Genomic DNA, 22,318 nt, shown 5'->3' with positions numbered 1-22,318 from the left:
GTGCCGGTGATCGTGCTGGCGCCGCGCGACCCGGTGTTCGACAAGACGGTGTCGAACGTGCAGGAGGTGATGGCCCGCGGCGGCAAGGTGATCTTCTTCTCCGACCGCGAGGGCATCGAGAAGCTCGGACCCGGCCCCGTCGCGGCGATCGACCTGCCGGCCGTCGACCCCTTCGTCGCCCCGATCCTCTACGCCGTGCCGGTGCAACTGCTGGCCTATCACACCGCCGTCGCCAAGGGCACCGACGTCGACCAGCCCCGCAACCTCGCCAAGAGCGTCACGGTGGAGTAGGGGACTCCGCCTGGATCAAGGCCGAGGGGTCTTCGAAAGCGGCGGATTGCTCGGCGATCCTGCAATGACGCAATCGCAAGAATGACGGCAAAGGGATGGATTGCTGTTCTGAACGGTCTCGCTTGGCGGGAGGGCCGGCGCGGACATCCGGGTCGCGCATCGGCCCATAACAAAAGCGGAATTCCCATCGGTGCCCTTCGGGCCAATCCTGCCGGGATTGTGTCAGGCGTAACAATCTCGGTTCTCCGGGCAGCGTTGGGAGAGTAAGGATGGCGGACAGTTCACAGCAGCCGACAATTGGCGGAAGTAGCTCGAGCCAAGGGCAACCGCCGGTCGGCCCGGAACTGATCAGTTGGTTGGCTCGGCTGACGGACACCGACCCTGCCCGGATACGGACCGCCGTCGACGCGCGGCGCCTTCGGACGCTGGCCCGGCGCGACACGGATGAAGAACTCACCACCCGCCTCGAAGAATCGCAAACCCTGTTCGACAATCGGCTGACAGGCACAGAAGAGCAGATGGCGCTTTTCGAGAGTCTGGACGGCTTCCAGCAGACGCAGAACGACCATCTCAGTGAATTCGAGCGGCTTGCTACGGCGGAGGAGCAAGCATTCACGGATATGAGCAGGCAGCAGGACGCCTCGTTTGAGCTGCTGGAACAGGTTGAAGCGCAACGTGAGGCCTTGGACGGTTATGAGGTCGAGCTCGACAGGTTGTTCGATACACTCGAAGAACGGTGGACGGAGGTCGGCGCCGCGTTGGATGCCCAGGGAATCGCGGTGGGCGAAGCGGGCGAAACGAAGGACTTAGACCGCTTGAAGGCTCTAATCGCCGAACGGCGCGACGCTCTCGGCCGGGAGCTCGACGATCTGGCGGGGCGGACGGAAGAGGCGCAGGCGGAAGAGCAGGCAGCCAGGGGGCGGAACACCGATGCGATCGCAGGCCTCGAGGCCCTGCAGCGCGAGATCGAGGCCCTCGGCCCCCCGCCTGAAGATCCGCAGGACCAGGGATATGCGGCGGAAATTGCAAGGCTCAGAGCCCTTGAGGCCGAGCGTTCCGAAGCCGTGGAAACCAGCGAGGAAGACCTCGATCGGATCGGGACCAAGGTGGCAGGTCTGACAACCGAGACAGAGCAGGTGACCCGCGTCATCGACGCTCTGGGCAACCTTGCGGATGGCCGGGATTCTGCGATCAGTGAACTTCAGTCCATTGACGACGAATTTCATTTGAAGATGCAGGAATCAATAAATGCGAACAATAAAATCGAAGAACTGGAACAAGAAATTAGAAATACCGATGAAATAATTAAAGTATATGAAAGGAACATAGAAGACATTAAAAATAAAATTTCTCAGAATCAGGAGAAAATTTCGGACATCGAATCCAAGATACTGGAAAGTAGAAATAAAAATGATGAGATTCAGCAAAATCAAACTACGCTGGATCAACAAAATGCTGAGCTAGATGGAAAAATTAATCAACTTATGCAGACTTTGGAGCGACTGGACGGCGAAGCGCTCCGTCGCGCCATCCAGCAACTGCCTGAATCGCTTCAGGACGACGAGATAACCGCGGCGCCCACAACGACGCAACCGCAGGAGACGGATGTCGAGGGAGAGACCGCTCCGTCGGATCTCCGGGAGACGCGGCAGAGAATGGAGCAACTCCTCGTCGACGCCGAGGCGGCCGGGGCGGAGGGGACGGATGCGGCAGCAAGCGCAAGCATGCTGCGTGCAACCGTGGATATCGGGAAGATCATTCTGCGCGACGCCGCGCTGCTGACCACATTCGCCACCATCCGGGAAGCGGCTTCCTATGGCATCGCCGCAAGCAGCGACAAGACGCAACAGGATCTCGCCGCATTGCTGATCGGGCTGAATTTTCTGCCGGTCGTGGTGAAGGTTGGCGGCCTGGTCTATGACACCAGCGCCAGTCGACCGGAAGCGGACCGAATGGCACCGACAGGAAAGCAATACGCTTCGCTCGTCACCAATACGCTGATGATGATCGGGGCGACCGCCGCCGCTGCCCAGAAGGGGGGCGGGGTTGCGGCCCAGGCGCCCGCGGCTGCCAGGGCGCTGATTATAGGCCTGCGCGACATGGCGAACCTGTTCATGCCGGTCACGCAGAATCGTCGCGGCGACCTGCTGCTGAACATGCGGGCGGTGCTCGGCGACAATCTGGCGTACTCGGTGTATTCCCAGCTGACGACCATTCTGATCGCTCAAGGACTGGTGCATAGCGGCGCCGGTACCCAGGCGGCCGGCCTGGTCGGAAGGGAAGCCGCCAAGGAGGTGGCCAAATATGTCGGGGCCTATACGGCTGTCGAGCTGATGGAGACGATTTCGTACCGTGCCTTCAACCAGTACTTCGACAGGATTGCGCAGGGCCTCGAGCCGGCGATGCCAGGCGACCCGAACGCCCATCAGGGTGTGCAGGGCCTCAAGCGATACCGGGCCAAGGTGGGCTTCAAGCTCAAGCACACCTTCGCCGAGGTTCGTCGCCAGGGGACCGATGCCGCGCATGCACGTCAGGCCTTCACCTATATCGTTCTCCTGCTGGGCAACGTTGTCGCCGAGCTGACCAAGGACCTCAGCGTGACGAACCAGACCATTGCCTTGGCGACGACTTTGTTCGCCGCAACCTTTGCCGCCTATTTCCCCTTCGTCGGGCTTTCAGAATATGCGCCTCCGCCGGCACGGGATGGGGCAGGGAACGAATAACGGCACCGCGGCTTCTATCGGGTGCACCCCATCTGGGAATGATCGCCTGTCGGAAGAGGGAGAGTCCCATGTGCACCCGACACCATCGTCACTCGCTCTTCTGTATCCTGCCGCCCTATTTGCTGCGGGAGATCCTCGCCAATGGCAGCAAGGCCCAGAAGGCGGCCGCCAACCGGGCGCTCGGAGTCGACACCACATTCCGCACCATGCGCGTCCGATTGGCGGCGGCGCAGTCGGTGGCGGCGCGCCGCAGCCGCAGGCTGGCCCTGCCGCCATCGCGGCAGCGCAGCATCTACACTGCCGGCAACGGCGAGACCCTGCCGGGCACGCTGGTGCGGGCCGAAGGGCAGGGACCATCCGGCGACGTCGCGGCCGACGAGGCCTATGACGGGCTGGGCCACACCTTCGACTTCTTCCTTGAGGCCTATCGCCGCAACTCGATCGACGATGACGGCATGGCGCTCGACGCCACGGTCCATTACGGCGAGGACTACAACAACGCCTTCTGGAACGGCCAGCGCATGGTGTTCGGCGATGGCGACGGCGACCTGTTTAACCGCTTCACCGCCTCGCTCGACGTCATCGGCCACGAGCTCGGCCACGGCGTCACCGAGGACGAGGCCGCGCTGGTCTACATGCAGCAGCCCGGGGCGCTGAACGAATCCCTATCCGACGTCTGGGGATCGCTGGTCAGGCAATGGGTGCTGAAGCAGACGGCCGAGGAGGCTGACTGGATCATCGGCGGGGGATTGTTCACCGCCAAGGTGCAGGGCGTCGGCCTGCGCTCGATGAAGGCGCCGGGCACTGCCTATGACGATCCGGTGCTGGGCCGCGACAGACAGCCCGGCCACATGGACGACTATGTCGACACGATGCAGGACAATGGCGGCGTCCACATCAATTCCGGCATCCCGAACCGGGCCTTCTACCTCGCCGCCACCGCCATCGGCGGCAATGCCTGGGAGCGGGCGGGGCGGATCTGGTACGATGCGTTGCGCGATGCCCGGGTGACCGAGACCACGAAGTTCGCCGATTTCGCCGCGGTGACGGTGGATGTGGCGGGCCGGCTGCCCGGGTCGAAAAGGGTCGAGGTCAAGGCCGTGGCCGACGCCTGGAAGCAGGTCGGAGTTCCGACCGGCTGACGGCCGGGCAGGAGCGGATGATGCGGATTACCTTCGCGATGTCGAGCCCGGGCCTGTTCTACGCGCCGGGGTTGGCCGAGCCGGTGGTGCTGGACCTCGCGGCGCTGCCGCAGGCGGAGGCCGCCCGGATCGAGGCGCTGGTGCGCGATGCCCGTGTCCTCGACCGCCCGGCGGCGGCGGAGAGCCTGCCGATGCCCGACGCCCGTTGCTTCACCCTGACCATCGAGCAGGACGGCCGCAGCCGCACGCTTGAGCTGCCCGAACCGATCGCCGATCCGGCGCTGAAGGACCTGATCCGCTGCCTGCAGGACCAGGTCCGGGCGCTACGGGAAAACCGGCGGCCATGATCCGCGTCCCCCGCGGGTGCGCCAGACATCGGCCATCCTGCATATTGTGATATGATCCGAATTAATGCCGCAATGTGATGCGAAATTGCCAGTCGAGACTGAATTTCGGTGACGCGTTTCCGGAGAGGCAAGGCAATGATCATCAATGGAACGGCGGGCGACGATAATCTCAATGGCACCTCGTCCAGCGACCAGATCACCGGCGGTGGAGGGGACGACACGATCAGCGACGGCGATTCGCTGCCTGGCTCGATAGACACCATCAACGCCGGGGACGGCGACGACTTCGTCTATACCTATGGCGGTGCCGACATCCTCGACGGCGGCACCGGACAGGACGTCCTCCAATTCTACTATTGGAACGCTTCGACGGCGTTCTCCGTCACGGTCAACTCGGGGGGCACCACGACCGCCTCGACCGGCGTGCAGTTCAGCAACTTCGAGAAGCTGTACTTCGCTCTCGGCTCCGGCAACGATGTCGTGACCGGGGGAGACGGCGACGACAGCTTTTCCGGCAATGCCGGGAACGACACGTTCCACGGCGGCAGCGGCCGCGACAACGGATATGGCGGCCTGGGGAGCGACATCCTCACCGGAGGCGACGGCGGCGACTACCTGTCCGGTGAGGACGGGAATGACATCCTTTACGGCGACAACGGCCAGGACAATCTCTATGGCGGCGCCGGCATCGACACGCTCTACGGCGGCGAAGGCAACGACTATGTCGAAGGTGGCGCCGGCGGCGATACGCTCGGCGGCGGTGCCGGCACCGACACCCTGACCTACAGTTCCTCCGCCGCCGGCGTGGCGGTGAATCTGGCGTCGGGGACCGCAAGCGGCGGCGACGCGCAAGGCGACAGCATCTCGAATTTCGAGAATGTCTACGGCAGCGCGCACAACGATGTGCTGACCGGAGACGCCGTCAGCAACACTCTCACCGGCAACGACGGCAACGATGTGCTCTCCGGCGGCGGGGACTACGATTCACTCTATGGCGACAACGGCAACGACACCCTCTCGGGGGACGCCGGAAACGACTATCTCTCCGGGAACGACGGCGATGATGTGCTGCGCGGCGGCGCCGGTGCGGACAGCCTCTATGGCGGCAATGGCAACGACACCGCCAGCTACTATACCAGCTCGGTCGGGGTCGTGATCAGCCTGGCGGCCAATACCGCCAGCAATGGCGACGCCGCGGGCGACTACCTGGACGGGATCGAGAACCTCTCCGGCAGCAACCTGGGCAATGACAGCCTGGTCGGGGACACCGGCGCCAACACGCTGCAGGGCTGGGGCGGCAACGATGTGCTCACCGGGGCGGGCGGCAAGGACACGTTGACTGGAGGCGCCGGCGGCGACCGCTTCGTCTACGGCTTTGCGGCGCAGAGCCCGGTCGGGGCCGGGGCGGACCGGATCACCGATTTCAGCCATGCGCAGGGCGACAGGATCGACCTTGCGGGGATCGACGCCAACACGACCGTCGCCGGCGACCAGGGTTTCAGCTTCATCGGCACCGCCGCCTATGGCGGCGTCGCCGGCCAGCTGCGCTACAGCACGGGCGGCGGCGTCACCACCATCGCCGGGGACGTCAATGGCGACGGCGCCTCCGACTTCCACATCCAGCTCACCGGCACGGTCGTCCTGATCGCCGCCGACTTCGTGCTGTGACTTATCCCGCCTGCGGGATCGGCGCACCGACCGGTCGGCCCTTGGGGCCGCGGATGCCGGTCAGGTCGGCCCAGCGGTAGCGGTCCATCGCCAGCCCTTCCAGGTCGATCTCGGCGCGGCGGCCGGAGACGATGTCCGACATCACCCGGCCGGAGCCGCAGGCCATGGTCCAGCCCAGCGTGCCGTGGCCGGTGTTGAGGAACAGGTTGCCGTAGGGCGTGCGGCCGACCACCGGGGTGCCGTCCGGCGTCATCGGCCGCATGCCGGTCCAGAAGCTGGCGCGGGAGACGTCGCCGCCCGTCGGGAACAGGTCGGTGACCGAATGCTCCAGCGTCCGCCGCCGGGCGTCCCACAGCTTGTTGCTGAACCCCGCCAGCTCGGCGGTGCCGCCGACTCGGATGCGGTCGCCCAGCCGGGTGATCGCGACCTTGTAGGTCTCGTCCATCACAGTCGAGACCGGGGCGCCCGCCGCCTCGGTAACCGGCACGGTGATCGAGTAGCCCTTGACCGGATAGACCGGGATCTCGATGCCCAGCGGCTTGAGGAGCAGCGGCGAGTAGCTGCCCAGGGCCAGGACATAGCTGTCGGCGCGCAGGGTCTCGCCGCCCTCCAGCGCCACGCCACCGATGYGGTTGCCATCGGTCATCAACCCGGCGATACGGGCGCCCCAGCGGAAGGTCACGCCCAGGCCGGCGGCCAGCTTCGCGAGGTTGTTGGTGAACTTGAAGCAGTCGCCGGTTTCGTCGCCGGGCAGGCGCAGGCCGCCGGCCAGCTTGTCCGTCACCCCGGCCAGGGCCGGCTCGACCGCGGCGCAGCCGGCCGGGTCCAGCACCTCGTAGGACACCCCGGCCTCGCGCAGCACGGCGATGTCCTTGGCCGCGGCGTCGACCTGCTTCTGAGTCCGGAACAGCTGTAGCGTTCCTTGGGCCTTGTCGTCATAGGCGATGCCGGTGTCGGCGCGCAGCTGGCGCAGGCAGTCGCGGCTGTATTCGGCCAGGCGGACCATCCGCTCCTTGTTCACGGCATAGCGGCCGGCGGTGCAGTTGCGCAGCATCTGCGCCAGCCACAGCCACTGCCGCGGGTCCAGCTGCGGGCGCAGCACGAAGGGACTGTGCTCCATCAGCATCCACTTGATCGCCTTCAGCGGCACGCCCGGCGCCGCCCAGGGCGCGGAATAGCCCGGCGAGACCTGGCCGGCATTGGCAAAGCTGGTCTCGTTGGCCGGCCCCTCCTGCCGGTCGACCACCGTCACCTCATGGCCGGCGCGGGCGAGGTAGAAGGCGGTGGTCACGCCGATGACGCCGGCGCCGAGGACGATGACCTTCACGACGGAACTCCTTCGAGAACCAGGGCGGGGGAGGGGGATGGCTGGCCGTCGCGGTACTCGCGGCGGAAGCGGCGGCCAAGGCGGGTGAGGATCTCGTAGCCGATCGTCCCAGCATCGGCGGCGACGGCGTCGACGCTACGATGCGGGCCGATCAGGTCGACCACGGCGCCGGGGCGCAGCGCGCCCTCCGGCAGAGCCGAGGCGTCGAGCGTGATCGAGTCCATCGACACGGTGCCGGCGACCGGCAGCGCGACGTCGCCGAGATGGGCCATGCCGGTGCTGCGCGGGAAGCCGTCGGCATAGCCGACCGCGGCGGTCGCAATCCGGGTCGGCCCCGTCGCACGCCAGGTCAGGCCGTAGCCGACCCCGTCGCCGGCGGCGATGCCGCGCAGTTGCACGATGCGTGCCTGCAGCCGCACCACGGGGCGAAGCGGGTTCGCCGCGCCGGAGACCGGGGCCAGCCCATAGAGGGAGGCCCCGGGCCGGGCCATGTCGTAGTGGAAGTCGGGGCCGAGGAAGATGCCGGAGGAATTCGCCAGCGACGCCGGGGCCGAGGGCAGGCGGCGGCGGGCCACGTCGAAGCGCAGGCGCTGGGTGTTGTTGGCCGGATGGTCCTGCCGCTCGGCGCAGGCCAGATGGCTCATCACCAGGCGGAGGCCGAGGCTGGCCAGACGCTGCGGCTCGTCCGCGATCCGGTCCAGCTCGGCCGGCGACAGCCCCATGCGCGACATGCCGGTGTCGAGCTGCAGCGCCGCCGGCAGCGCCCGGCCGAGGCGGCGCGCCAGGGCGGTCCAGGCCTCGACCTGCTCCAGACTGTTCAGCACCGGGGTCAGGCGGTGCGCCGAGGCGATGTCCTCGCAGCCGGGCATCAGCCCGTGCAGCACGAACACTTCCGCCGCCTCCGGCACATGCGGCCTGAGGGCGATGCCCTCCTCGAGATGGGCGACGAAGAAGTGGCGGCAGCCTTCGGCGGCCAAGACCGGGGCGACGCGGTCGGCGCCCAGCCCGTAGGCGTCGGCCTTGAGCACGGCGCCGCAGGCGGTGCCGCCGAGGCGGCGACGCAGCGCACGATAATTCTCGCGGATCGCGGCCAGATCGACGATCAGAGTGGCGCCGGAGGCGTCTGGAAGGGAAGTGGTCATCGGGGCCGAACCGCTGGGGATCCAACGACCTCAGAATACGGCCGAGGGCCCTCGGCGATCCTTGATTTCCGTTGATCCTTCTGCGGCCGGATGGTCTGGTGTTCGCAGCAAATTCACCGGTTTTCGCAGAAACCACACATGAACTCGCTCGATACCATCGACCGCAAGATCATCGCGCTGCTGCGCGCCGACGGGCGCATCAGCAACGCCGACCTGGCCGAGGCGGTCGGGCTGTCGCCCTCAGCCTGCCTGCGCCGGCGGCAGCTCATGGAACATGCCGGCATCATCCGCGGCTACACCGCGCTGATCGACGAGCCGGATGTCGCCAACCCGACCATCGCCATCGTCCAGATCACGCTGGAGCGGCAGACCGAGGAGTACCTCGCCCGTTTCGAGGCGGCGGTGCGGAAATGCCCGGAGGTCGACCAGTGCTATCTGATGACCGGCATGTCGGATTATCTGCTGCGCGTCGTCGCCCGCGACACCGCGGATTACGAGCGCATCCACAAGGAGCAGCTGTCGCGCATGCCCGGCGTCTCCCGCATCCAGTCCGCCTTCACCCTGCGCAGCGTGATCCGGGGCAATTCCGGGACTTGAGGAGACCGCCGTGACTCGCGACCGCCTGTTCCTGCTGCGCCCGGGCTTCACCGACCCGGCCTATCCCGGCCAGATCTTCTTCTGCTGGCACTGCGCCCTGATGGAGGGCGTGCTGGCCTCCTTCCCGGAGCTGGCGGTACGGCTGGACGTCGAGCGGATTGCCTGGCCGCGGCCGCGCCAGTCCGTGGTGGCACTGGTCGGCGAGCAGAACCAGTCCGTGCCGCTGCTGGTGCTGGGCGAGGGGAGCCCGGCCGATGCCGAGGCGGAGAGCCATGGCGCAGTCCGCTTCATCGCCGGCAAGGACCGCATCCTCGCCGCGCTGTCGCGGCGTCACGGCTTCCCCGACCCGCATCCCTGATCGGCTACGGCTCCTTCCACACGCCCCGGAGGCAGGCAGGATGAGTTCATCACCCAATGGTCGAGTATGACGACAAAACGCAACCCCCTCCTGTCGCCACTTCAGCTCGACTCCTCCAGCGTCCGGGCGAAGAAGTCCTTCACCGGCTGCAGCACCAGCGGCCCGTCATGGCCGACGCCGGGGACGATGTCGTGGCGCACGGCGATGCCATGGCGCTCGAAGCTGTTGCGCAGTGACCGCATCCGCTCCTGCCGGTTGCCGCCGGCCAGGTCGGCGCCCTCCATCCAGCCCGGATCGGTCGGCTTGGTGACGATCTCCCAGGTCTCGGTGTCGTCGCCGCCGATCACCATCTRCACCGCGACCCGGCGCATCGCGGCGAGATCGACCGGCCGGTCGAAACGCGTCTCGAAATCGCGCAGGCCGACCCACCAGTCGTAATCCCAATTGAGCAGTGTCACCGAGCCCGGCGCGCCGATCGAGACGCCCAGCAGCCGCTCCGGATGGACGTAGAGGAAGCGGTGGACGAAATGGCCGCCGCCGGAAAAGCCGAACATCAGGAAGCGCTCAGCCCGGACCCGGTACTTTGCCGCCACCTCGTCGACCATGGCCAGCAGCAGCAGGTCGAAGCGCATGTCGTGGAAGGCCAGGCGCTTGTAGTTGGAGAGCTCGCCCGGCTTGATCAGCCCGGCCGGGAACAGCGGTGCCAGCAGGATGCAGTCATGGGCGTCGGCGAAGTCCATGAAGCCGTCGCGATAGGCAGTGACGGTGCGGCCGGTGCCGTGCATCAGCACTGCCAGGCCGTAGGTCTTGTCGCCGTCCTCCTGATAGTCCCGCGGGACGTAGAGGCAGTAGGAGACGCGCTGGTCCGCCTGCAGCGCGAAGAACGGCGTCTGGCCGAAATCATAGTAGGACAGCGTCACGCCATGGCCCGGACGATCGCGCATTCTTCGGCCTCCCCTGTGCCGGCCCGACCGGCTGGTCCCGGCATCTTAGAACGGTCGGCATGCGTCGCAAACTCGAATGTATTTTGAGCTTTCAAAATTCGAATACCTAGAGCGAAGTGTAGCTCTCTGAAGGGCCCGGAAGTGGCTATCTGAAAGCCGAAAGTCGCTATGTCGGGCCGGAAGTCGTCACCGCGCCCTTTGCGCGGACGAACCAGCCATGCCTAGAGTTGTGGAGACCTCGGGCAAGCGGGGCTGGATCGGATGCAGCAAGCTGTCGGCGCTAAGGACGATCTGCGGGTTGAGCGCGCCGCCGAGCCGGCGCCGTCCGGCTTGCTGTTGCCGTTCGTCGAGGCGCTGTCCCATCCGGTGTTCCGCCTGGTCTGGCTCACCGGCCTGTTTGCCAATCTCGGCGACTGGGCGCAGTCGGTCGCCGCCGCCTGGGAGCTGACCGTCACCGAGGCGAGCCCGTTCCTGATCGCCCTGATCCAGGTCGCGACCGCCGTGCCGCTGGTGCTGCTGTCGCTGCCGACCGGGGCGCTGGCCGACATCTATGACCGCCGCAAGATGATCCTGGCGGGGGAGGCGTGCTGCGCTCTTGGCGGCCTCGGCCTCACCGTGCTCGGCTTCCTCGGCCTGCTGGAGCCGGTCGGGCTGATCGGGCTGACCTTCCTGATCGCCATCGGCTATGCGCTGGAAGGGCCGGCCTGGCAGGCGGCGGTCGGCGACATGGTGCCGAAGCCGGCGGTGGCCAGCGCCGTGCTGCTGAACTCGATCAACTACAACGTCGCCCGCGCGCTGGGACCGGCGATCGGCGGCTTCCTGCTGGCCTGGCTCGGCGCCCCATGGGTGTTCCTGATCGCCACCGCCAGCTTCACCGGGCTGCTGGCGGCGATCTGGTCCTGGGGCTGGCGGCCGGCGCGCTCGACCCTGCCGCCGGAGACGCTGCGCGGCGCCGTCACCGCGGGGCTGCGCTTCGCCCGGCATTCGCTGGTGACGCGGCGGGTGGCGACGCGGTCCTTCATTTTCGGCTTCTGCGCCAGCTCGGTCTGGGCCTTGCTGCCGCTGCTGGCGCTCGACCAGCTCGGCCAGGACGCAATCGGCTACGGCGTGCTGCTCGGCGCGCTCGGCATCGGCGCCGTCTGCGGCGGCTTCCTGGTGCACCCGGCGCGGGAATGGCTGGGCACCAGCTGGCTGATCTCGTGCTCGGCCTTCGTCTTCGCGGCGGTGCTGCTGGCGCTGGGCACCGTGCACATCACCGCCGTGCTGGTGCCGGTGCTGTTCGTCGGCGGAGTCGCCTGGATCGCTGTGGTATCGACCTACAACACCGCGGTGCAGCTGCTGGTGCCGGACTGGGTCAAGGCCCGGGCCATGGCGATCTACCAGATGGCGCTGTATGGCGGGCTGGCGCTCGGCTCGGTCGCCTGGGGCGCCATGGCCGGGAACGTGGGTGTCGCCGCCACGCTCGCGGCCAGCGGTGTGGCGTTGCTGGTCGGCGCGCTGTGGGCGCTGCGACTGAAGATCCCGGACATCGCCCTGGTCGACCTGCGCGCCGCGCCGGCGCGCAAGCTGGAGCTTCCGGCCCTGCAGATCGACCCGCGCCGCGACGCCGTGATGGTGGTGGTCGAATACCGCATCGGGGCGGAGCAGGAGCGCGACTTCGTCCGCGCCACCATCCGGCTGCGCGAGGTGCGGCTGCGCAACGGCGCCAGCCGCTGGTCGCTGTTTCGCGACGCCGCCGACCGGCTGAAATGGAGCGAGGTCTATTTCGTCGACAGCTGGTACGAGCATCTGCGGCTGCTGGCCCGGCTGACGGTCGCCGAGCGCGAATTGATCGACCGGGTCGGGCGGCTGCATCAGGGGCCGCCGCCGCCGGCGGTGCGCCACGCCATCAGCTGGCGCCGGCGCGGCCGTCGGATGCTTGCGGCCAAGCCTCCGACCGGCGGCGCGGCCAAGCCCGGGCAGGCGGCGGCGCTGCAGCCCGCCGGTTCGGACTAGAGCCGCCCGGCGCACAATATCAGGCCCGCTTCGTTCCGTATTCCTTTCAATCCGATCTCGGAATCCACAACTCTGGATGTAGAAGGCAAAGGAAACGCAGCCGGACGAGGAGTTTCGAGCGTCATCTTCGGACTCGGAATTTGGTTGATACCGGGTGGCCATCCGCGGCCGGCGGGGCTAGTCTGGCGGAGTCGAACGATGCATTGGAAACCGGACGTGACCATCGGCCGATGGCAAGACCGTCACAGACGCGGCACGCCGTTATGAAACCTCCGATCGATACCTTCGCCGCGCTCGAATTCGAAAGCGCTGCGCATCTAACGCTGACCCTGCTCGGCCAGGTACGGGACGGGCGGATGACGCCGATCGAATTCGCGATCTGGCTGCGGCAGCTGATGATGCACAAGCACGAGCCGCTATCCGACAACGAGAAGAGCGCCATGGCCTGTACGCTGGCGATGGCGCTGCTGGACGAGGAGGGGCTGGACATCACCCCATCGGAGCTGATGGAGCTGCTGGACAACTCCGAGCAGGCCGGCGCGATCGGGCGGCTGGTGTAAGGAACTTCGGCGCCCCGGGCCCGTTCTCTGACGCAGATGGTTTCACCAGCCGCCAGTCACGGAGCCCGGGGAATGATCCGATCGACCGTGTTTGCCTATGCCGCCGGGACCGCCCTGGTTGCCACGCCCGGCTCTGTTCACTCCCCGTCGGTTGACGGACCGACCGCGCCGGGTGCTCTCGCAGCATCAACCGATCCGACGGGATCGAACAGCAGCCAGCCTCAGCCGCACCGGAGCGCCGCCGCCGCGCTGGGCGTGGCGGCCGGCTCGGTCGCCGTGGCCATGCGCTATCAATAGGCCGCACGGGACGGCCATACCCGGCCGCCCCGTGCCGCCGACGCGGATCATGACTTCGACGCGTGCTCCGGCTTGCCCTTGCGCTTGGTCGAGGCCAGTTCGTCGAGTTGCTTCTCGCTCATCGACTTGTACATCGACTTCGACGCACCCTTGAGCTCGCCGACCTTCTGGTCGCCGCGCTTGGCGGCCAGGGCCGCGCCGGCGGCCTTCTGCTGCGACTTCGACTTCGCCGGCATGATGTGCCTCCGTAATGGAATGCCTGACTCGGGAACGGCGGGGAGCGCCGGCCGGTTCCGAAGCCGCCCTGCGTCCCGGTTCGATTCGGAACGCCCCCCGCACCTGTCCCGTTGCAATCGTACATTCTGCCCCCAACAGGGAGATTTGCGATGAAGGCCGTTCTCGTGCTGCCCGCGGCAGCGATCATGGGCGCGCTCGTACTCGGAGGCTGCAGCCGGGACAGCGAGCCGGCGCAGATGCTGGCATCGCTGGCGCCGGCGCCACAGATCGATCCGGCAAATTACGTGCAGACCGCCGGGATGAGCGACCTGTTCGAGGTCGAGGCCGGCAAGGTCGCGACCCGGCGGGCCCGGAGCAGCGAGGTCCGCAGCTTCGCCCGGACGATGGTGCGGGATCACACCGAGTCCACCACCAAGATCCGCAATGCCGTTGCTGCCTCGAACCTGAGAATCCAGCTGCCGACCGCTCTCGACCCGCAGCATCAGGAGAAGCTGGCGGCGCTGCGGTCGGCTCCGCGCGGCGAGTTCGATCGCCAATACATGGAAGGCCAGGTCGAAGGCCATCAGGAGGCGCTGAAGCTGCAGCAGAGCTACGGCGAAAGCGGCGGCGACCCGAATCTGAAGGCGGTGGCGGCGGAGCTGACGCCGATCGTCAGCCACCATCTCGACGAGGCCCAGACCATCCTGTCCGGCCTGCGCTGAACGAGGCCCGCTCATGGCCGTTGGGTTCGCCCTGGGCCAACCCAACCGACTCGTGCCGAGGGCTCGGACCCTGCGCGATCAGTGAATGAGCTGCTCGATCACGGCGGCGACGCTGCCGGTCTCGACCGGCTTGCGGAGGACCGGAGCCTGGAAGCGGTCGAGCTCCGGATCGCTGTAGCCGGTCATGAAGGAGAAGGGGATGCTGCGGCGCTGCAGCGTCTGCGCCACCGGGAAGACCCGTTGGCCCTGGTCGAGCCGGACGTCGAGGACCGCGGCGTCGACGTCGCCGGCTTCGGCCAGGCGCAGGCCGGTCTCGAGCGAGCCGGCCGGGCCCAGCACCTCGAAGCCGAGCGAGCGGAGGATGGCCTGCATCTGCAGCGCCAGAAGCTGATCGTCCTCCACCACCAGGATGCGCCGGGCGGTGCGTTCCATCGGCTTGGGGCCGCGATCCAAGCCTTTGGTCCAGGCCATCGGCCGCGTCCATTGCGCCAGCGCCTCAAGACCCGGCCCGTCGAGGATCTGCAGCCATTCGGCCTTGAGCCGGATCAACCCGGTGCGCTGCAGCTTCATCACCATCCGGTTGGTGTGGACCGGCGAGATGCCGAGCGCATCGGCAATATCCTGCTGGGTCAGCGGCAGCCGCAGGCCGCGGTCGCTGACGAGATCCCGTGCCCAGGCCCGCTCGTACAGTCCCAGGAGCAGGGCGGCCACGCGCTCCTCGGCGTTGAGGCACCCCAGCGACAGCAGGGTCTCATGCGCCTGCACGTTCTCCATCGCCAGCAGGACGCAGCACTGGCGCAGGGCCGCGGCCGAGGCGGGGTCGATCAGCTCCGCGACCGGGACGGTCGCCACCCGGGCATCGGTCAGGGCGACAGCGGGCGCGGGCGCCGATCCGGAGAATTGAGAGGTCACCCCGACCATGTCGCCGGGCATGAGAAAGCGCAGGACGTGCCGCCGACCATCGGTCAGGGTGCGGAACTGGGCCATCCAGCCGGAGCGGAGGAGATGGAGGCAGTCACGGTCGCCCCAATCGGTCCGCTGTCCCTTCGCCAGGCGGACCTGATCCGCGCCGGCCAACCGCGAACGGACCGCCGGGGCGAGAAGATCGAGCTGCGAACGCGCCGCGGCATGCGCGTCGCGACGGTTGGGCCGGCCGATGTCTGCCGGCGCTGGAGATCCGGAAGATGCGGGGGGAGCGACCACCCGGACAGGCATGGGTCAGCCCTATGAATTGGAGTCTCGACGGATCGATCAACACGCAGGCCGGTCAAGTGTTCCGGACGTCCGTGTTCTCGCTTCGCTATCGGTTGGAACTCGCGCTCAGAATACAGGCTCGAAAAATATCATATGTTAATCCGGCTGGCTTTTTAATCGCCGAAGACCGGCACATTTGCTTCGTTCCCATGTTGAGCCCAGCGTTGCGCTACGCTAGATTCAGCGACGCGTGGTCGGCTGGTTCGGCGGCCCTCGATTCCCATCGGCTTCGGCGTGGGGCATACCGGTTTCAGAGGGCACCGAATGAGCGGCACTCCCCAGGCTGTTTCGCCTGCGACTCCAGAATCGACAGCGCCGGCCATCCCGGCCGGAGAACACGCAGCGCGGGAGATTCTGCAGGCGCTGCCGGCAGCGATCTACACCACCGACGCGGACGGACGCATCACCTTCTACAACGACGCCGCGGCCGAGCTGTGGGGCTGCAGGCCGGAGCTGGGCAAAAGCGAGTTCTGCGGCTCCTGGAAGCTGTACTGGCCGGACGGCACGCCGCTGCCGCACGACCAGTGCCCAATGGCCCTGGCGCTGCAGCAAGGGAAGCCGATCCGGGGCATGGAGGCGGTGGCCGAGCGGCCCGACGGCACGCGGGTTCCGTTCATCCCCTATCCCACGCCGCTGTTTGACGGGGAGGGGAGGCTGACCGGCGCCGTGAACATGCTGGTCGACCTCTCGGACCGGCACCGCACCGAGCAGCGGGCGCTGGCCGAGGCCGCGGAGCGTGCCTTCGGCGAGCAGGCCGCGCAGCGGCTGGCGGCGATCGTGGAATCCTCGGAGGACGCGATCGTGGCCAAGGACCTCAACGGCGTCATCACAAACTGGAACCGCGGGGCCGAACACCTGTTCGGCTATACCGCCGAAGAGGCGATCGGGAAGCCGATCACGATCCTGATCCCGCCGGACCGGCTGGACGAGGAGCCCGAGATCCTGGCCCGCATCCGCCGGGGTGAGCGGGTCGAGCATTTCGAGACCATTCGCCGCCGCAAGGACGGCAGCCTGGTCGAGATCTCGCTGATGATCTCGCCGATCCGGAGCCGGACAGGCGAGATCGTCGGCGCCTCGAAGATCGCCCGCGACATCACCGAGCGGAAGCGGGCTCAGGAGCGCCAGATCCTGCTGCTGCGGGAGATGAGCCACCGGGTCAAGAACCTGTTCGCCCTGGCCGGCGCCGTCATCACCCTGAGCACCCGCACCGCGCGGACGCCACAGGAACTGGCGGAGCAGGTGCGCAACCGGCTTGCCACCCTGGCCCGCGCGCATGACCTGACCCTGCCGGACCTGCGGCGCGAGCAGGCGGTGACGCCGACCACGCTCGACGCTCTGGCCCGCACCATTGTCTCGCCCTTCGAGGAACAGAATGACGGGCGCGTCACCATTGCCGGACCGGAGGTGGTCGTCGGCGGTCATGCGGTGACGAGCCTGGCGCTGCTGCTGCACGAGCTGGTGACCAACGCCGCCAAATACGGCGCCCTGTCCACGGCGTCGGGCCGCATCGCCGTCGTCTGGACGGTCGAGGCGGAGGTGCTGTCGCTGAGCTGGGCCGAGCGGGACGGGCCACCGGCCGGTGGGACCGCCAAAGATGACGGCTTCGGCACCTGGCTGATCGACGGCACCGTCAAGGGCCAGTTGCAGGGTCAGATCACGCGTCGCTGGGACGCCGACGGCTTGACCATCCTGATGACCATTCCGCTTGAACGCTTGGCCGGATGAAAGCTGCGACCAAGACCTTGGTCGCAGGCTTGGAACCAGACCACGGGCCGAGCCGTTGCGACGGCGGGCACCGGAATTGACCAGCCGGGATCGATCGAAAGCGACAGCATGGCCGCGATCCTGATCGTGGAAGACGAGCCTTTCGTGCGGATGATGGCGGAGGACGCGGCCCAGCAGCTCGGGCTGGAGTTGCTGTCCGCGACCGGGGGCGAGGCGGCGATCACCGCGGCCAGAACCGCACGGGAGCTGCAGATCCTGTTCACCGACATCCATATGCCGCCCGGCCCGGACGGGTGGACGCTCGCCTGGGCGGTGCGTGAGATCCATCCCGGCGTCCGGGTGATCTACACCAGTGGCCAGGCCGGGCCGGAGGAGTGCGCCCGGCTCGGCGTCCCGGAGGCCCGGCTGCTGCCCAAGCCCTACACCCAAAGCGAGCTCGCTGCCGTGATCGCCGACATCGCCGGCCACCGATAGCCGAATGGGGCTGGAACCAACATGGGGGACAAGAGAAGCGGCTTATGGGCAAAGATTGGGGCTATATAAAAGTCGGATAATATATATTATGGAAAATGAGATGCGTCCTCAGACCGTGCGTCGGCTCACTCTCACGTGAGCTCTCAGTCTATCCGCAATAGATCAATGTCTTAGAGCACAAACCTCAACAAAGAGATCCGGACCGGATCACGCGACGGCGTCCTTGCGGCGGATGGCGGCGGCCTCGGGCCCGATCACAAGCTGGCCGTGCCAGCTGCGGGGATCGTCGCCGAAGCTGGTGAAGCGTTCCCAGCCACGCTCCTGGTTCGACAGCGTGAACGCCGTGCCACCGGCGGCCGTGACCAGGCACAGCCCGCCGGCGACATCCCAGACATTCGGCCGCTCGAACCGCGCCACCTCCAGCAGGCCTGCGGCGACGAAGGCGCATTCGATCGCGGCCGATCCGGTCTTGCGGGTTTCCCAGGGCAGCACCGTGCCGGGATCGAGCCGCGGCTCTCCCGCCAGCCGCCGGCGCACCGCCGGGTTCGGGCCGACCTCCAGCTTCGCCCCGTCGAAGCTCAGCGGACCGTGGCCGCAGGCGTGATAGACGCCGGAGCGCAGGGCGTGGCTGGTCGAGCACCACACGGCGCCGATCACGGGCCGGCCGCGATACAGCAGGCCGATCGACGCAGCAAACAGCGGCAAGCCATTGACAAAGTTTGTGGTTCCGTCGACCGGGTCGATCGCCCAGACCGGGCTGTCGGGACCTGCCGGATGGTCCTCCATCTCCTCGCCGATGATGCCGTGGTCGGGATACAGCTCGGCCAGGCGCAGCCGGATCAGAGATTCCACCCGCTGATCGACCTCCGAGACCGGGTCGCGGAACAGCAGATCATCCCCCTGCCCGGCCCCAGTCTTGTAGCGGACGCTGAAGGTCCGGCCGAGCGAGGCGACGATCTCGGCCCCGGCGAGCCTGGCGAACTCGATCGCCGTCTCCTCCCATTGCTGCAACTGGGCCGCGGGCAGGTCGTCGCTGGTCATTCTTCACCTCCAGTGATCAGGACGGTCACCGGTTTGGGCTCGATACGGATGGTCAGCGTGGCTTCGCCGCCCTCGACCGCCTTGTCGTCGACATGCAGGCTGCCGCCCCGCGGGTGCAGCTTCACCTGCTCGGCCCTTATCCGCTGCAGCGGTGATCCCCTGGCCTCCGGATCCTTCAGCCAGGCCAGCATTGACCGGCGCTTCGCCGCCGGCAGCCAGGCTACATCGAGATGCGCATCCCCGGGGTCGGCTTCCGGCGCCAGCAACAGGTTCGGCCCGATCATCGGCAGGTTCATGACCTCGAGCATCAGCATCTTCTCGTCCAGCGGCTTGCCGTCGACGGCAATGCTGACGTCGAGCGGCTCGCAGTCGGCGACGATGCGGCGCAGATCTTCCCGGCGTTCTCCGAGCAGGTCGGAGCCGTGCTCCTTGCCGCCGGCAGCGCCTTGCTCGATCGCGGCGACCAGAGGACCCATGCCGACCGCCTCGACGAAGTTGCGGGACCATTCCGGCCCCTCGACCACGCCGATCCGAAGCGGCGTGCGCTTCGCCTTGGCCAGGCCGGCGACGATGTGGCGCGGTTCCTCGACGATGCCGAGCGCCCGCGCGATGTTGTTGGAGCTGCCGGTCGGCAGGATCACGACGGTGTGGCTGCGGCCGTGCAGCGCCCGCACGATCTCGGCCACGGCACCGTCACCGCCGGCAATCACGACGAGGTCGTGCGGATTCTCCAGGGCTTTTTCCAACTCCTTGCTGCGGGTCGAGCAATGCACCGGGGCGAAGCCGGACATCTCGAGCAGGCGGACCAGCTTGTCGGCCGGCCAGTCGCCGTCGCCGGCTTTGGGATTGTGAAACAGAGATACTTCCATGGTCGAACAATCCGGCCACGGCCGTTTCGGTTCCGTCCGCTTCGGCCCGGCGCGTCTGCCGGCCGCACCCGCGCCGCCTTGACGCCGGCCTGGAACGAGCAAGCTCACTCGGAAGTTCGCTCAGGACTGCAGTCCCCGGATGCCGGTTGCGGCATCCTCAGTCCGACCAAATATGGAGACGTCGATGCCGGAACGAAGCGGCAGCTTGCGAGCGGTGCTCTGGCTCTCCGGGCTCGTCATCATCCTGCTCGGCTTCGCCCTTGGCGCCGGCGGCGTCTGGCTGCTCAAACTCGGCGGGTCCTGGTATTACCTCGTGGCCGGCTTCGGCTTCGTCCTGACCGGCCTGCTGCTGCTGTTCCGCAGCCCCGCGGCGCTGTGGGTCTATGCCGTGGTCGTGCTCGGCACGATTGCATGGGCGGTGGCCGAGATCGGCCTCGACTGGTGGCCGCTGGCGGCGCGCGGCGACATCGTGTTCCTGGTCGGCCTCTGGCTGCTGATGCCCTGGATCACCCGCGGCCTCCGGCGCCACCCGGCGGATCCGCCGCCGGCGGCCTGGCGTGGCGCCGGCCTGCCGCTGGCCGCCGCGTTGCTGATCGGGGCCGTGGCCGGGATCGCCGCGATGGTCACCGACCGGCACGATCGGCCGGGCGAGCTGCCGACGGCGCAGGGCCAGGTGCCGCAGGATTATGGCGGGGTGCCGGATGGCGACTGGCGCGCCTATGGCCGGTCCTCCTACGGCAACCGCTGGTCGCCCTTGACCCAGATCACACCAGAGAATGCCGCCAAGCTGCAGGTCGCCTGGAATTTCCGCACCGGCGACGTCCGCGGCCCGGACGACCCCGGGGAGACCACCTATGAGGTGACGCCGATCAAGGTCCGCGACACCCTCTATCTGTGCACGCCGCACAATTTCGTCATCGCGTTGGACGCCGAGACCGGCCGCGAGAAGTGGCGCTACGACCCGAAGATCTCGCAATCGAAAGCCCTGCAGCACCTGACCTGCCGCGGCGTCTCCTATCACGAGGTGGCGGGCACTCAGGTAGCAACGTCCGGCGACTGCAGCCGCCGGATCTTCATGCCGACCGCCGATGCCCGGCTGATCACGCTCGATGCCGACACCGGCACACCCTGCCCCGGCTTCGGCGAGAACGGGCAGGTCGATCTGTGGCAGGGCATGCCGGAGCGGCAGGAGGGCATGTACTACTCGACCTCGCCGCCAGTGGTGACCCGCGATCTCGTCATCATCGCCGGCAATGTCAGCGACAACGTCTCGGTGAAGATGCCGTCGGGCGTGATCCGCGCGTATGACGCCACCACCGGCCGGCTGGTCTGGGCCTGGGATCCGGGGCGGCCGGACCGGACCGAGCCGCTCGGCCCCGGCGAGACCTATGTCGCCAGCTCGCCGAACAGCTGGAGCATCTCCAGCGCAGACGAGGCGCTGGGGCTGATCTATATCCCGATGGGCAACCAGCCACCCGATCAGTGGGGCGGCAAGCGCACGCCCGAATCCGAGCGGTACTCAAGCGCGATCGTGGCGCTGGAGATCGCCACCGGCAAGCCGCGCTGGGTGTTCCAGACCGTGCATCACGACCTCTGGGACATGGATATCGGCTCGCAGCCCAGCCTGATCGACCTCGACCTGCCGCGCGGCAAGGTGCCGGCGCTGGTGGCGCCGACCAAGCGCGGCGACATCTATGTCCTCGACCGCCGCACCGGCGAGCCGGTCGTCCCGGTGGAGGAGCGGCAGGTGCCGCAGGGCGCTGCGGAAGGCGACCACGCGGCGCCGACCCAGCCCTTCTCCGCCCTCACCTTCCTGCCCGACCGTCCGCTCGAGGAGCGCGACATGTGGGGCGCCACCATGTTCGACCAGTTGCTGTGCCGGATCCAGTTCCGGTCGCTGCGCTACGACGGCATCTTCACGCCGCCGTCGGAGCAGGGATCGCTGGTCTATCCCGGCAATTTCGGCATCTTCGACTGGGGCGGCATCGCCGTCGACCCGGTGCGCCAGGTGGCCTTCGCCAACCCGGACTACATGGCCTTCGTCGACCAACTGATCCGGCGGGAGAATGCCGGGGGCAAACAGGAGAGCGCGCAGGGACCCGCGGGCGGGTCGGACATCCAGGGCACGCAGGAGACCGGCGGCGTCAACCCGAACTACGGCGCGCCCTTCATGGTGGCCTTGAATGCCTTCCTGTCGCCGCTCGGCCTGCCCTGCCAGGCGCCGCCGTGGGGCTTTGTCGCCGGGGTCGACCTGCGCAGCGGCAAGGTCGTCTACCGGCACAAGAACGGCACCATCCGCGACAGCTCGCCGGTGCCCCTGCCCATCCGCATGGGCGTGCCCAGCCTGGGTGGGCCGATCATGACCGCGGGCGGCGTCGCTTTCCTGACCTCGACCCTCGATCAATATGTCCGCGCCTATGACGTGACCAGCGGCCGTCAGCTCTGGGAGGACCGGCTGCCGGCGGGCGGCCAGGCCACGCCGATGACCTATCGTTCGGAGCAGAGCGGACGGCAATTCGTGGTGGTGGTCGCCGGCGGCCATGGCTCGCTCGGCACCAGGGCCGGAGACTCGATCATCGCTTATGCGCTGCCGCGCTGATATGGAAAGGGCCGGTCCTTTTGGGAC

At 67.6% G+C, this 22,318-nt stretch carries 20 protein-coding genes and 1 pseudogene; 14 read left to right on the top strand and 7 right to left on the bottom strand.

Annotation, left to right across the window (positions count from 1 at the left end; translation table 11 throughout):
• From AB4Z01_RS24710 to AB4Z01_RS24690, 5 genes and pseudogenes are all read left to right on the top strand, one after another.
• Positions 1–291: pseudogene (locus AB4Z01_RS24710) on the top strand (glutamine--fructose-6-phosphate transaminase (isomerizing)); the annotation flags it as partial.
• Positions 292–560: 269 nt separating this feature from the next.
• The gene (locus tag AB4Z01_RS24705; protein ID WP_441698511.1) at positions 561–3,014 is read left to right on the top strand and encodes a hypothetical protein; all 2,454 of its coding nucleotides are present in this window, start codon (positions 561–563) and stop codon (positions 3,012–3,014) included.
• A 68-nt stretch (positions 3,015–3,082) separates the two neighbouring features.
• Positions 3,083–4,156: a M4 family metallopeptidase gene (locus tag AB4Z01_RS24700; protein ID WP_441698510.1), complete on the top strand. Its 1,074-nt coding sequence runs from the start codon at positions 3,083–3,085 to the stop codon at positions 4,154–4,156.
• Between the two features lie 20 nt (positions 4,157–4,176).
• On the top strand, positions 4,177–4,503 hold the full coding sequence (locus AB4Z01_RS24695) for a protealysin inhibitor emfourin (protein ID WP_441698509.1): 327 nt from the start codon (positions 4,177–4,179) through the stop codon (positions 4,501–4,503).
• Positions 4,504–4,638: 135 nt separating this feature from the next.
• A complete protein-coding gene (locus AB4Z01_RS24690) occupies positions 4,639–6,171 on the top strand; it encodes a calcium-binding protein (protein WP_441698508.1) in 1,533 nt (510 codons plus the stop codon).
• 1 nt (position 6,172) lies between these two features.
• Here the strand turns inward: AB4Z01_RS24690 and AB4Z01_RS24685 are convergent, their stop codons facing one another.
• Positions 6,173–7,498, bottom strand: coding sequence for a D-amino acid dehydrogenase (locus tag AB4Z01_RS24685; RefSeq protein ID WP_441698507.1), 1,326 nt, complete (start codon positions 7,496–7,498; stop codon positions 6,173–6,175).
• Positions 7,495–8,640 (bottom strand): alanine racemase, encoded by a 1,146-nt coding sequence (gene alr / locus AB4Z01_RS24680; protein WP_441698506.1) that lies wholly within the window; start codon positions 8,638–8,640, stop codon positions 7,495–7,497. The genes AB4Z01_RS24685 and alr overlap by 4 nt, the downstream gene beginning before the upstream one ends.
• 138 nt (positions 8,641–8,778) lie before the next feature.
• On the opposite strand from alr, the gene AB4Z01_RS24675 reads away from it, so the two are divergent.
• Positions 8,779–9,237: an Lrp/AsnC family transcriptional regulator gene (locus AB4Z01_RS24675; RefSeq protein WP_441698505.1), complete on the top strand. Its 459-nt coding sequence runs from the start codon at positions 8,779–8,781 to the stop codon at positions 9,235–9,237.
• A gap of 10 nt (positions 9,238–9,247) precedes the next feature.
• On the top strand, positions 9,248–9,595 hold the full coding sequence (locus tag AB4Z01_RS24670; RefSeq protein WP_441698504.1) for a DUF3088 domain-containing protein: 348 nt from the start codon (positions 9,248–9,250) through the stop codon (positions 9,593–9,595).
• Positions 9,596–9,696: 101 nt separating this feature from the next.
• On the opposite strand, the gene AB4Z01_RS24665 is transcribed toward AB4Z01_RS24670, so the two are convergent.
• On the bottom strand, positions 9,697–10,539 hold the full coding sequence (locus AB4Z01_RS24665; protein WP_441698503.1) for a hypothetical protein: 843 nt from the start codon (positions 10,537–10,539) through the stop codon (positions 9,697–9,699).
• A 261-nt stretch (positions 10,540–10,800) separates the two neighbouring features.
• Between AB4Z01_RS24665 and AB4Z01_RS24660 the strand changes: the two genes are divergently transcribed.
• The 3 genes from AB4Z01_RS24660 to AB4Z01_RS24650 all read left to right on the top strand — a co-directional run bounded on the left by AB4Z01_RS24660 (position 10,801) and on the right by AB4Z01_RS24650 (position 13,391).
• On the top strand, positions 10,801–12,534 hold the full coding sequence (locus AB4Z01_RS24660) for an MFS transporter (RefSeq protein WP_441698502.1): 1,734 nt from the start codon (positions 10,801–10,803) through the stop codon (positions 12,532–12,534).
• A gap of 263 nt (positions 12,535–12,797) precedes the next feature.
• A complete protein-coding gene (locus AB4Z01_RS24655; protein WP_441698501.1) occupies positions 12,798–13,094 on the top strand; it encodes a hypothetical protein in 297 nt (98 codons plus the stop codon).
• Between the two features lie 72 nt (positions 13,095–13,166).
• Positions 13,167–13,391 (top strand): hypothetical protein, encoded by a 225-nt coding sequence (locus AB4Z01_RS24650; RefSeq protein WP_441698500.1) that lies wholly within the window; start codon positions 13,167–13,169, stop codon positions 13,389–13,391.
• 47 nt (positions 13,392–13,438) lie between these two features.
• Here AB4Z01_RS24650 and AB4Z01_RS24645 read toward each other — a convergent pair whose 3' ends face one another.
• On the bottom strand, positions 13,439–13,627 hold the full coding sequence (locus AB4Z01_RS24645) for a DUF3008 family protein (protein ID WP_429229262.1): 189 nt from the start codon (positions 13,625–13,627) through the stop codon (positions 13,439–13,441).
• A 150-nt stretch (positions 13,628–13,777) separates the two neighbouring features.
• Between AB4Z01_RS24645 and AB4Z01_RS24640 the strand changes: the two genes are divergently transcribed.
• Positions 13,778–14,329, top strand: a complete 552-nt coding sequence (locus AB4Z01_RS24640; protein ID WP_441698499.1) for a DUF4142 domain-containing protein — start codon at positions 13,778–13,780, stop codon at positions 14,327–14,329.
• 78 nt (positions 14,330–14,407) lie between these two features.
• Here AB4Z01_RS24640 and AB4Z01_RS24635 read toward each other — a convergent pair whose 3' ends face one another.
• Positions 14,408–15,544 (bottom strand): helix-turn-helix domain-containing protein, encoded by a 1,137-nt coding sequence (locus AB4Z01_RS24635; protein ID WP_441698498.1) that lies wholly within the window; start codon positions 15,542–15,544, stop codon positions 14,408–14,410.
• A gap of 303 nt (positions 15,545–15,847) precedes the next feature.
• Between AB4Z01_RS24635 and AB4Z01_RS24630 the strand changes: the two genes are divergently transcribed.
• The gene (locus tag AB4Z01_RS24630) at positions 15,848–17,308 is read left to right on the top strand and encodes a PAS domain S-box protein (protein WP_441698496.1); all 1,461 of its coding nucleotides are present in this window, start codon (positions 15,848–15,850) and stop codon (positions 17,306–17,308) included.
• A 108-nt stretch (positions 17,309–17,416) separates the two neighbouring features.
• Complete coding sequence (locus AB4Z01_RS24625) at positions 17,417–17,782, top strand: response regulator (protein WP_441698494.1); 366 nt, start codon at positions 17,417–17,419, stop codon at positions 17,780–17,782.
• A 207-nt stretch (positions 17,783–17,989) separates the two neighbouring features.
• Here the strand turns inward: AB4Z01_RS24625 and AB4Z01_RS24620 are convergent, their stop codons facing one another.
• Both AB4Z01_RS24620 and AB4Z01_RS24615 read right to left on the bottom strand, forming a co-directional pair.
• Entirely contained in the window at positions 17,990–18,823 is an 834-nt protein-coding gene (locus AB4Z01_RS24620) for an inositol monophosphatase family protein (RefSeq protein WP_441698492.1), read from the bottom strand.
• Positions 18,820–19,692, bottom strand: a complete 873-nt coding sequence (locus tag AB4Z01_RS24615; RefSeq protein ID WP_441698490.1) for a diacylglycerol/lipid kinase family protein — start codon at positions 19,690–19,692, stop codon at positions 18,820–18,822. Before AB4Z01_RS24615 ends, AB4Z01_RS24620 begins: the two co-directional genes overlap by 4 nt.
• 184 nt (positions 19,693–19,876) lie before the next feature.
• Here AB4Z01_RS24615 and AB4Z01_RS24610 point away from each other — a divergent pair, with 184 nt between their 5' ends.
• Complete coding sequence (locus AB4Z01_RS24610) at positions 19,877–22,291, top strand: glucose/quinate/shikimate family membrane-bound PQQ-dependent dehydrogenase (RefSeq protein ID WP_441698488.1); 2,415 nt, start codon at positions 19,877–19,879, stop codon at positions 22,289–22,291.
• Positions 22,292–22,318 lie beyond the last annotated feature (27 nt).

The sequence above is a fragment of the Inquilinus sp. YAF38 genome, assembly GCF_052113205.1.
In the GTDB taxonomy this organism is placed as follows: Bacteria; Pseudomonadota; Alphaproteobacteria; order DSM-16000; family Inquilinaceae; genus Inquilinus.
Note: the sequence above shows the minus strand (reverse complement) of the source record. Positions and strands in the feature narration are given on the sequence as shown.

Coding starts and splice junctions, on each gene's coding strand:
- AB4Z01_RS24705 (WP_441698511.1), top strand. CDS start 561: ATGGCGGACAGTTCACAGCAGCCGACAATTGGCGGAAGTAGCTCGAGC.
- AB4Z01_RS24640 (WP_441698499.1), top strand. CDS start 13,778: ATGAAGGCCGTTCTCGTGCTGCCCGCGGCAGCGATCATGGGCGCGCTC.
- AB4Z01_RS24610 (WP_441698488.1), top strand. CDS start 19,877: ATGCCGGAACGAAGCGGCAGCTTGCGAGCGGTGCTCTGGCTCTCCGGG.
- AB4Z01_RS24695 (WP_441698509.1), top strand. CDS start 4,177: ATGCGGATTACCTTCGCGATGTCGAGCCCGGGCCTGTTCTACGCGCCG.
- AB4Z01_RS24675 (WP_441698505.1), top strand. CDS start 8,779: ATGAACTCGCTCGATACCATCGACCGCAAGATCATCGCGCTGCTGCGC.
- AB4Z01_RS24615 (WP_441698490.1), bottom strand. CDS start 19,692: ATGGAAGTATCTCTGTTTCACAATCCCAAAGCCGGCGACGGCGACTGG.
- AB4Z01_RS24700 (WP_441698510.1), top strand. CDS start 3,083: ATGTGCACCCGACACCATCGTCACTCGCTCTTCTGTATCCTGCCGCCC.
- AB4Z01_RS24625 (WP_441698494.1), top strand. CDS start 17,417: ATGGCCGCGATCCTGATCGTGGAAGACGAGCCTTTCGTGCGGATGATG.
- AB4Z01_RS24690 (WP_441698508.1), top strand. CDS start 4,639: ATGATCATCAATGGAACGGCGGGCGACGATAATCTCAATGGCACCTCG.
- AB4Z01_RS24655 (WP_441698501.1), top strand. CDS start 12,798: ATGAAACCTCCGATCGATACCTTCGCCGCGCTCGAATTCGAAAGCGCT.
- AB4Z01_RS24620 (WP_441698492.1), bottom strand. CDS start 18,823: ATGACCAGCGACGACCTGCCCGCGGCCCAGTTGCAGCAATGGGAGGAG.
- alr (WP_441698506.1), bottom strand. CDS start 8,640: ATGACCACTTCCCTTCCAGACGCCTCCGGCGCCACTCTGATCGTCGAT.
- AB4Z01_RS24645 (WP_429229262.1), bottom strand. CDS start 13,627: ATGCCGGCGAAGTCGAAGTCGCAGCAGAAGGCCGCCGGCGCGGCCCTG.
- AB4Z01_RS24650 (WP_441698500.1), top strand. CDS start 13,167: ATGATCCGATCGACCGTGTTTGCCTATGCCGCCGGGACCGCCCTGGTT.
- AB4Z01_RS24630 (WP_441698496.1), top strand. CDS start 15,848: ATGAGCGGCACTCCCCAGGCTGTTTCGCCTGCGACTCCAGAATCGACA.
- AB4Z01_RS24635 (WP_441698498.1), bottom strand. CDS start 15,544: ATGCCTGTCCGGGTGGTCGCTCCCCCCGCATCTTCCGGATCTCCAGCG.
- AB4Z01_RS24660 (WP_441698502.1), top strand. CDS start 10,801: ATGCAGCAAGCTGTCGGCGCTAAGGACGATCTGCGGGTTGAGCGCGCC.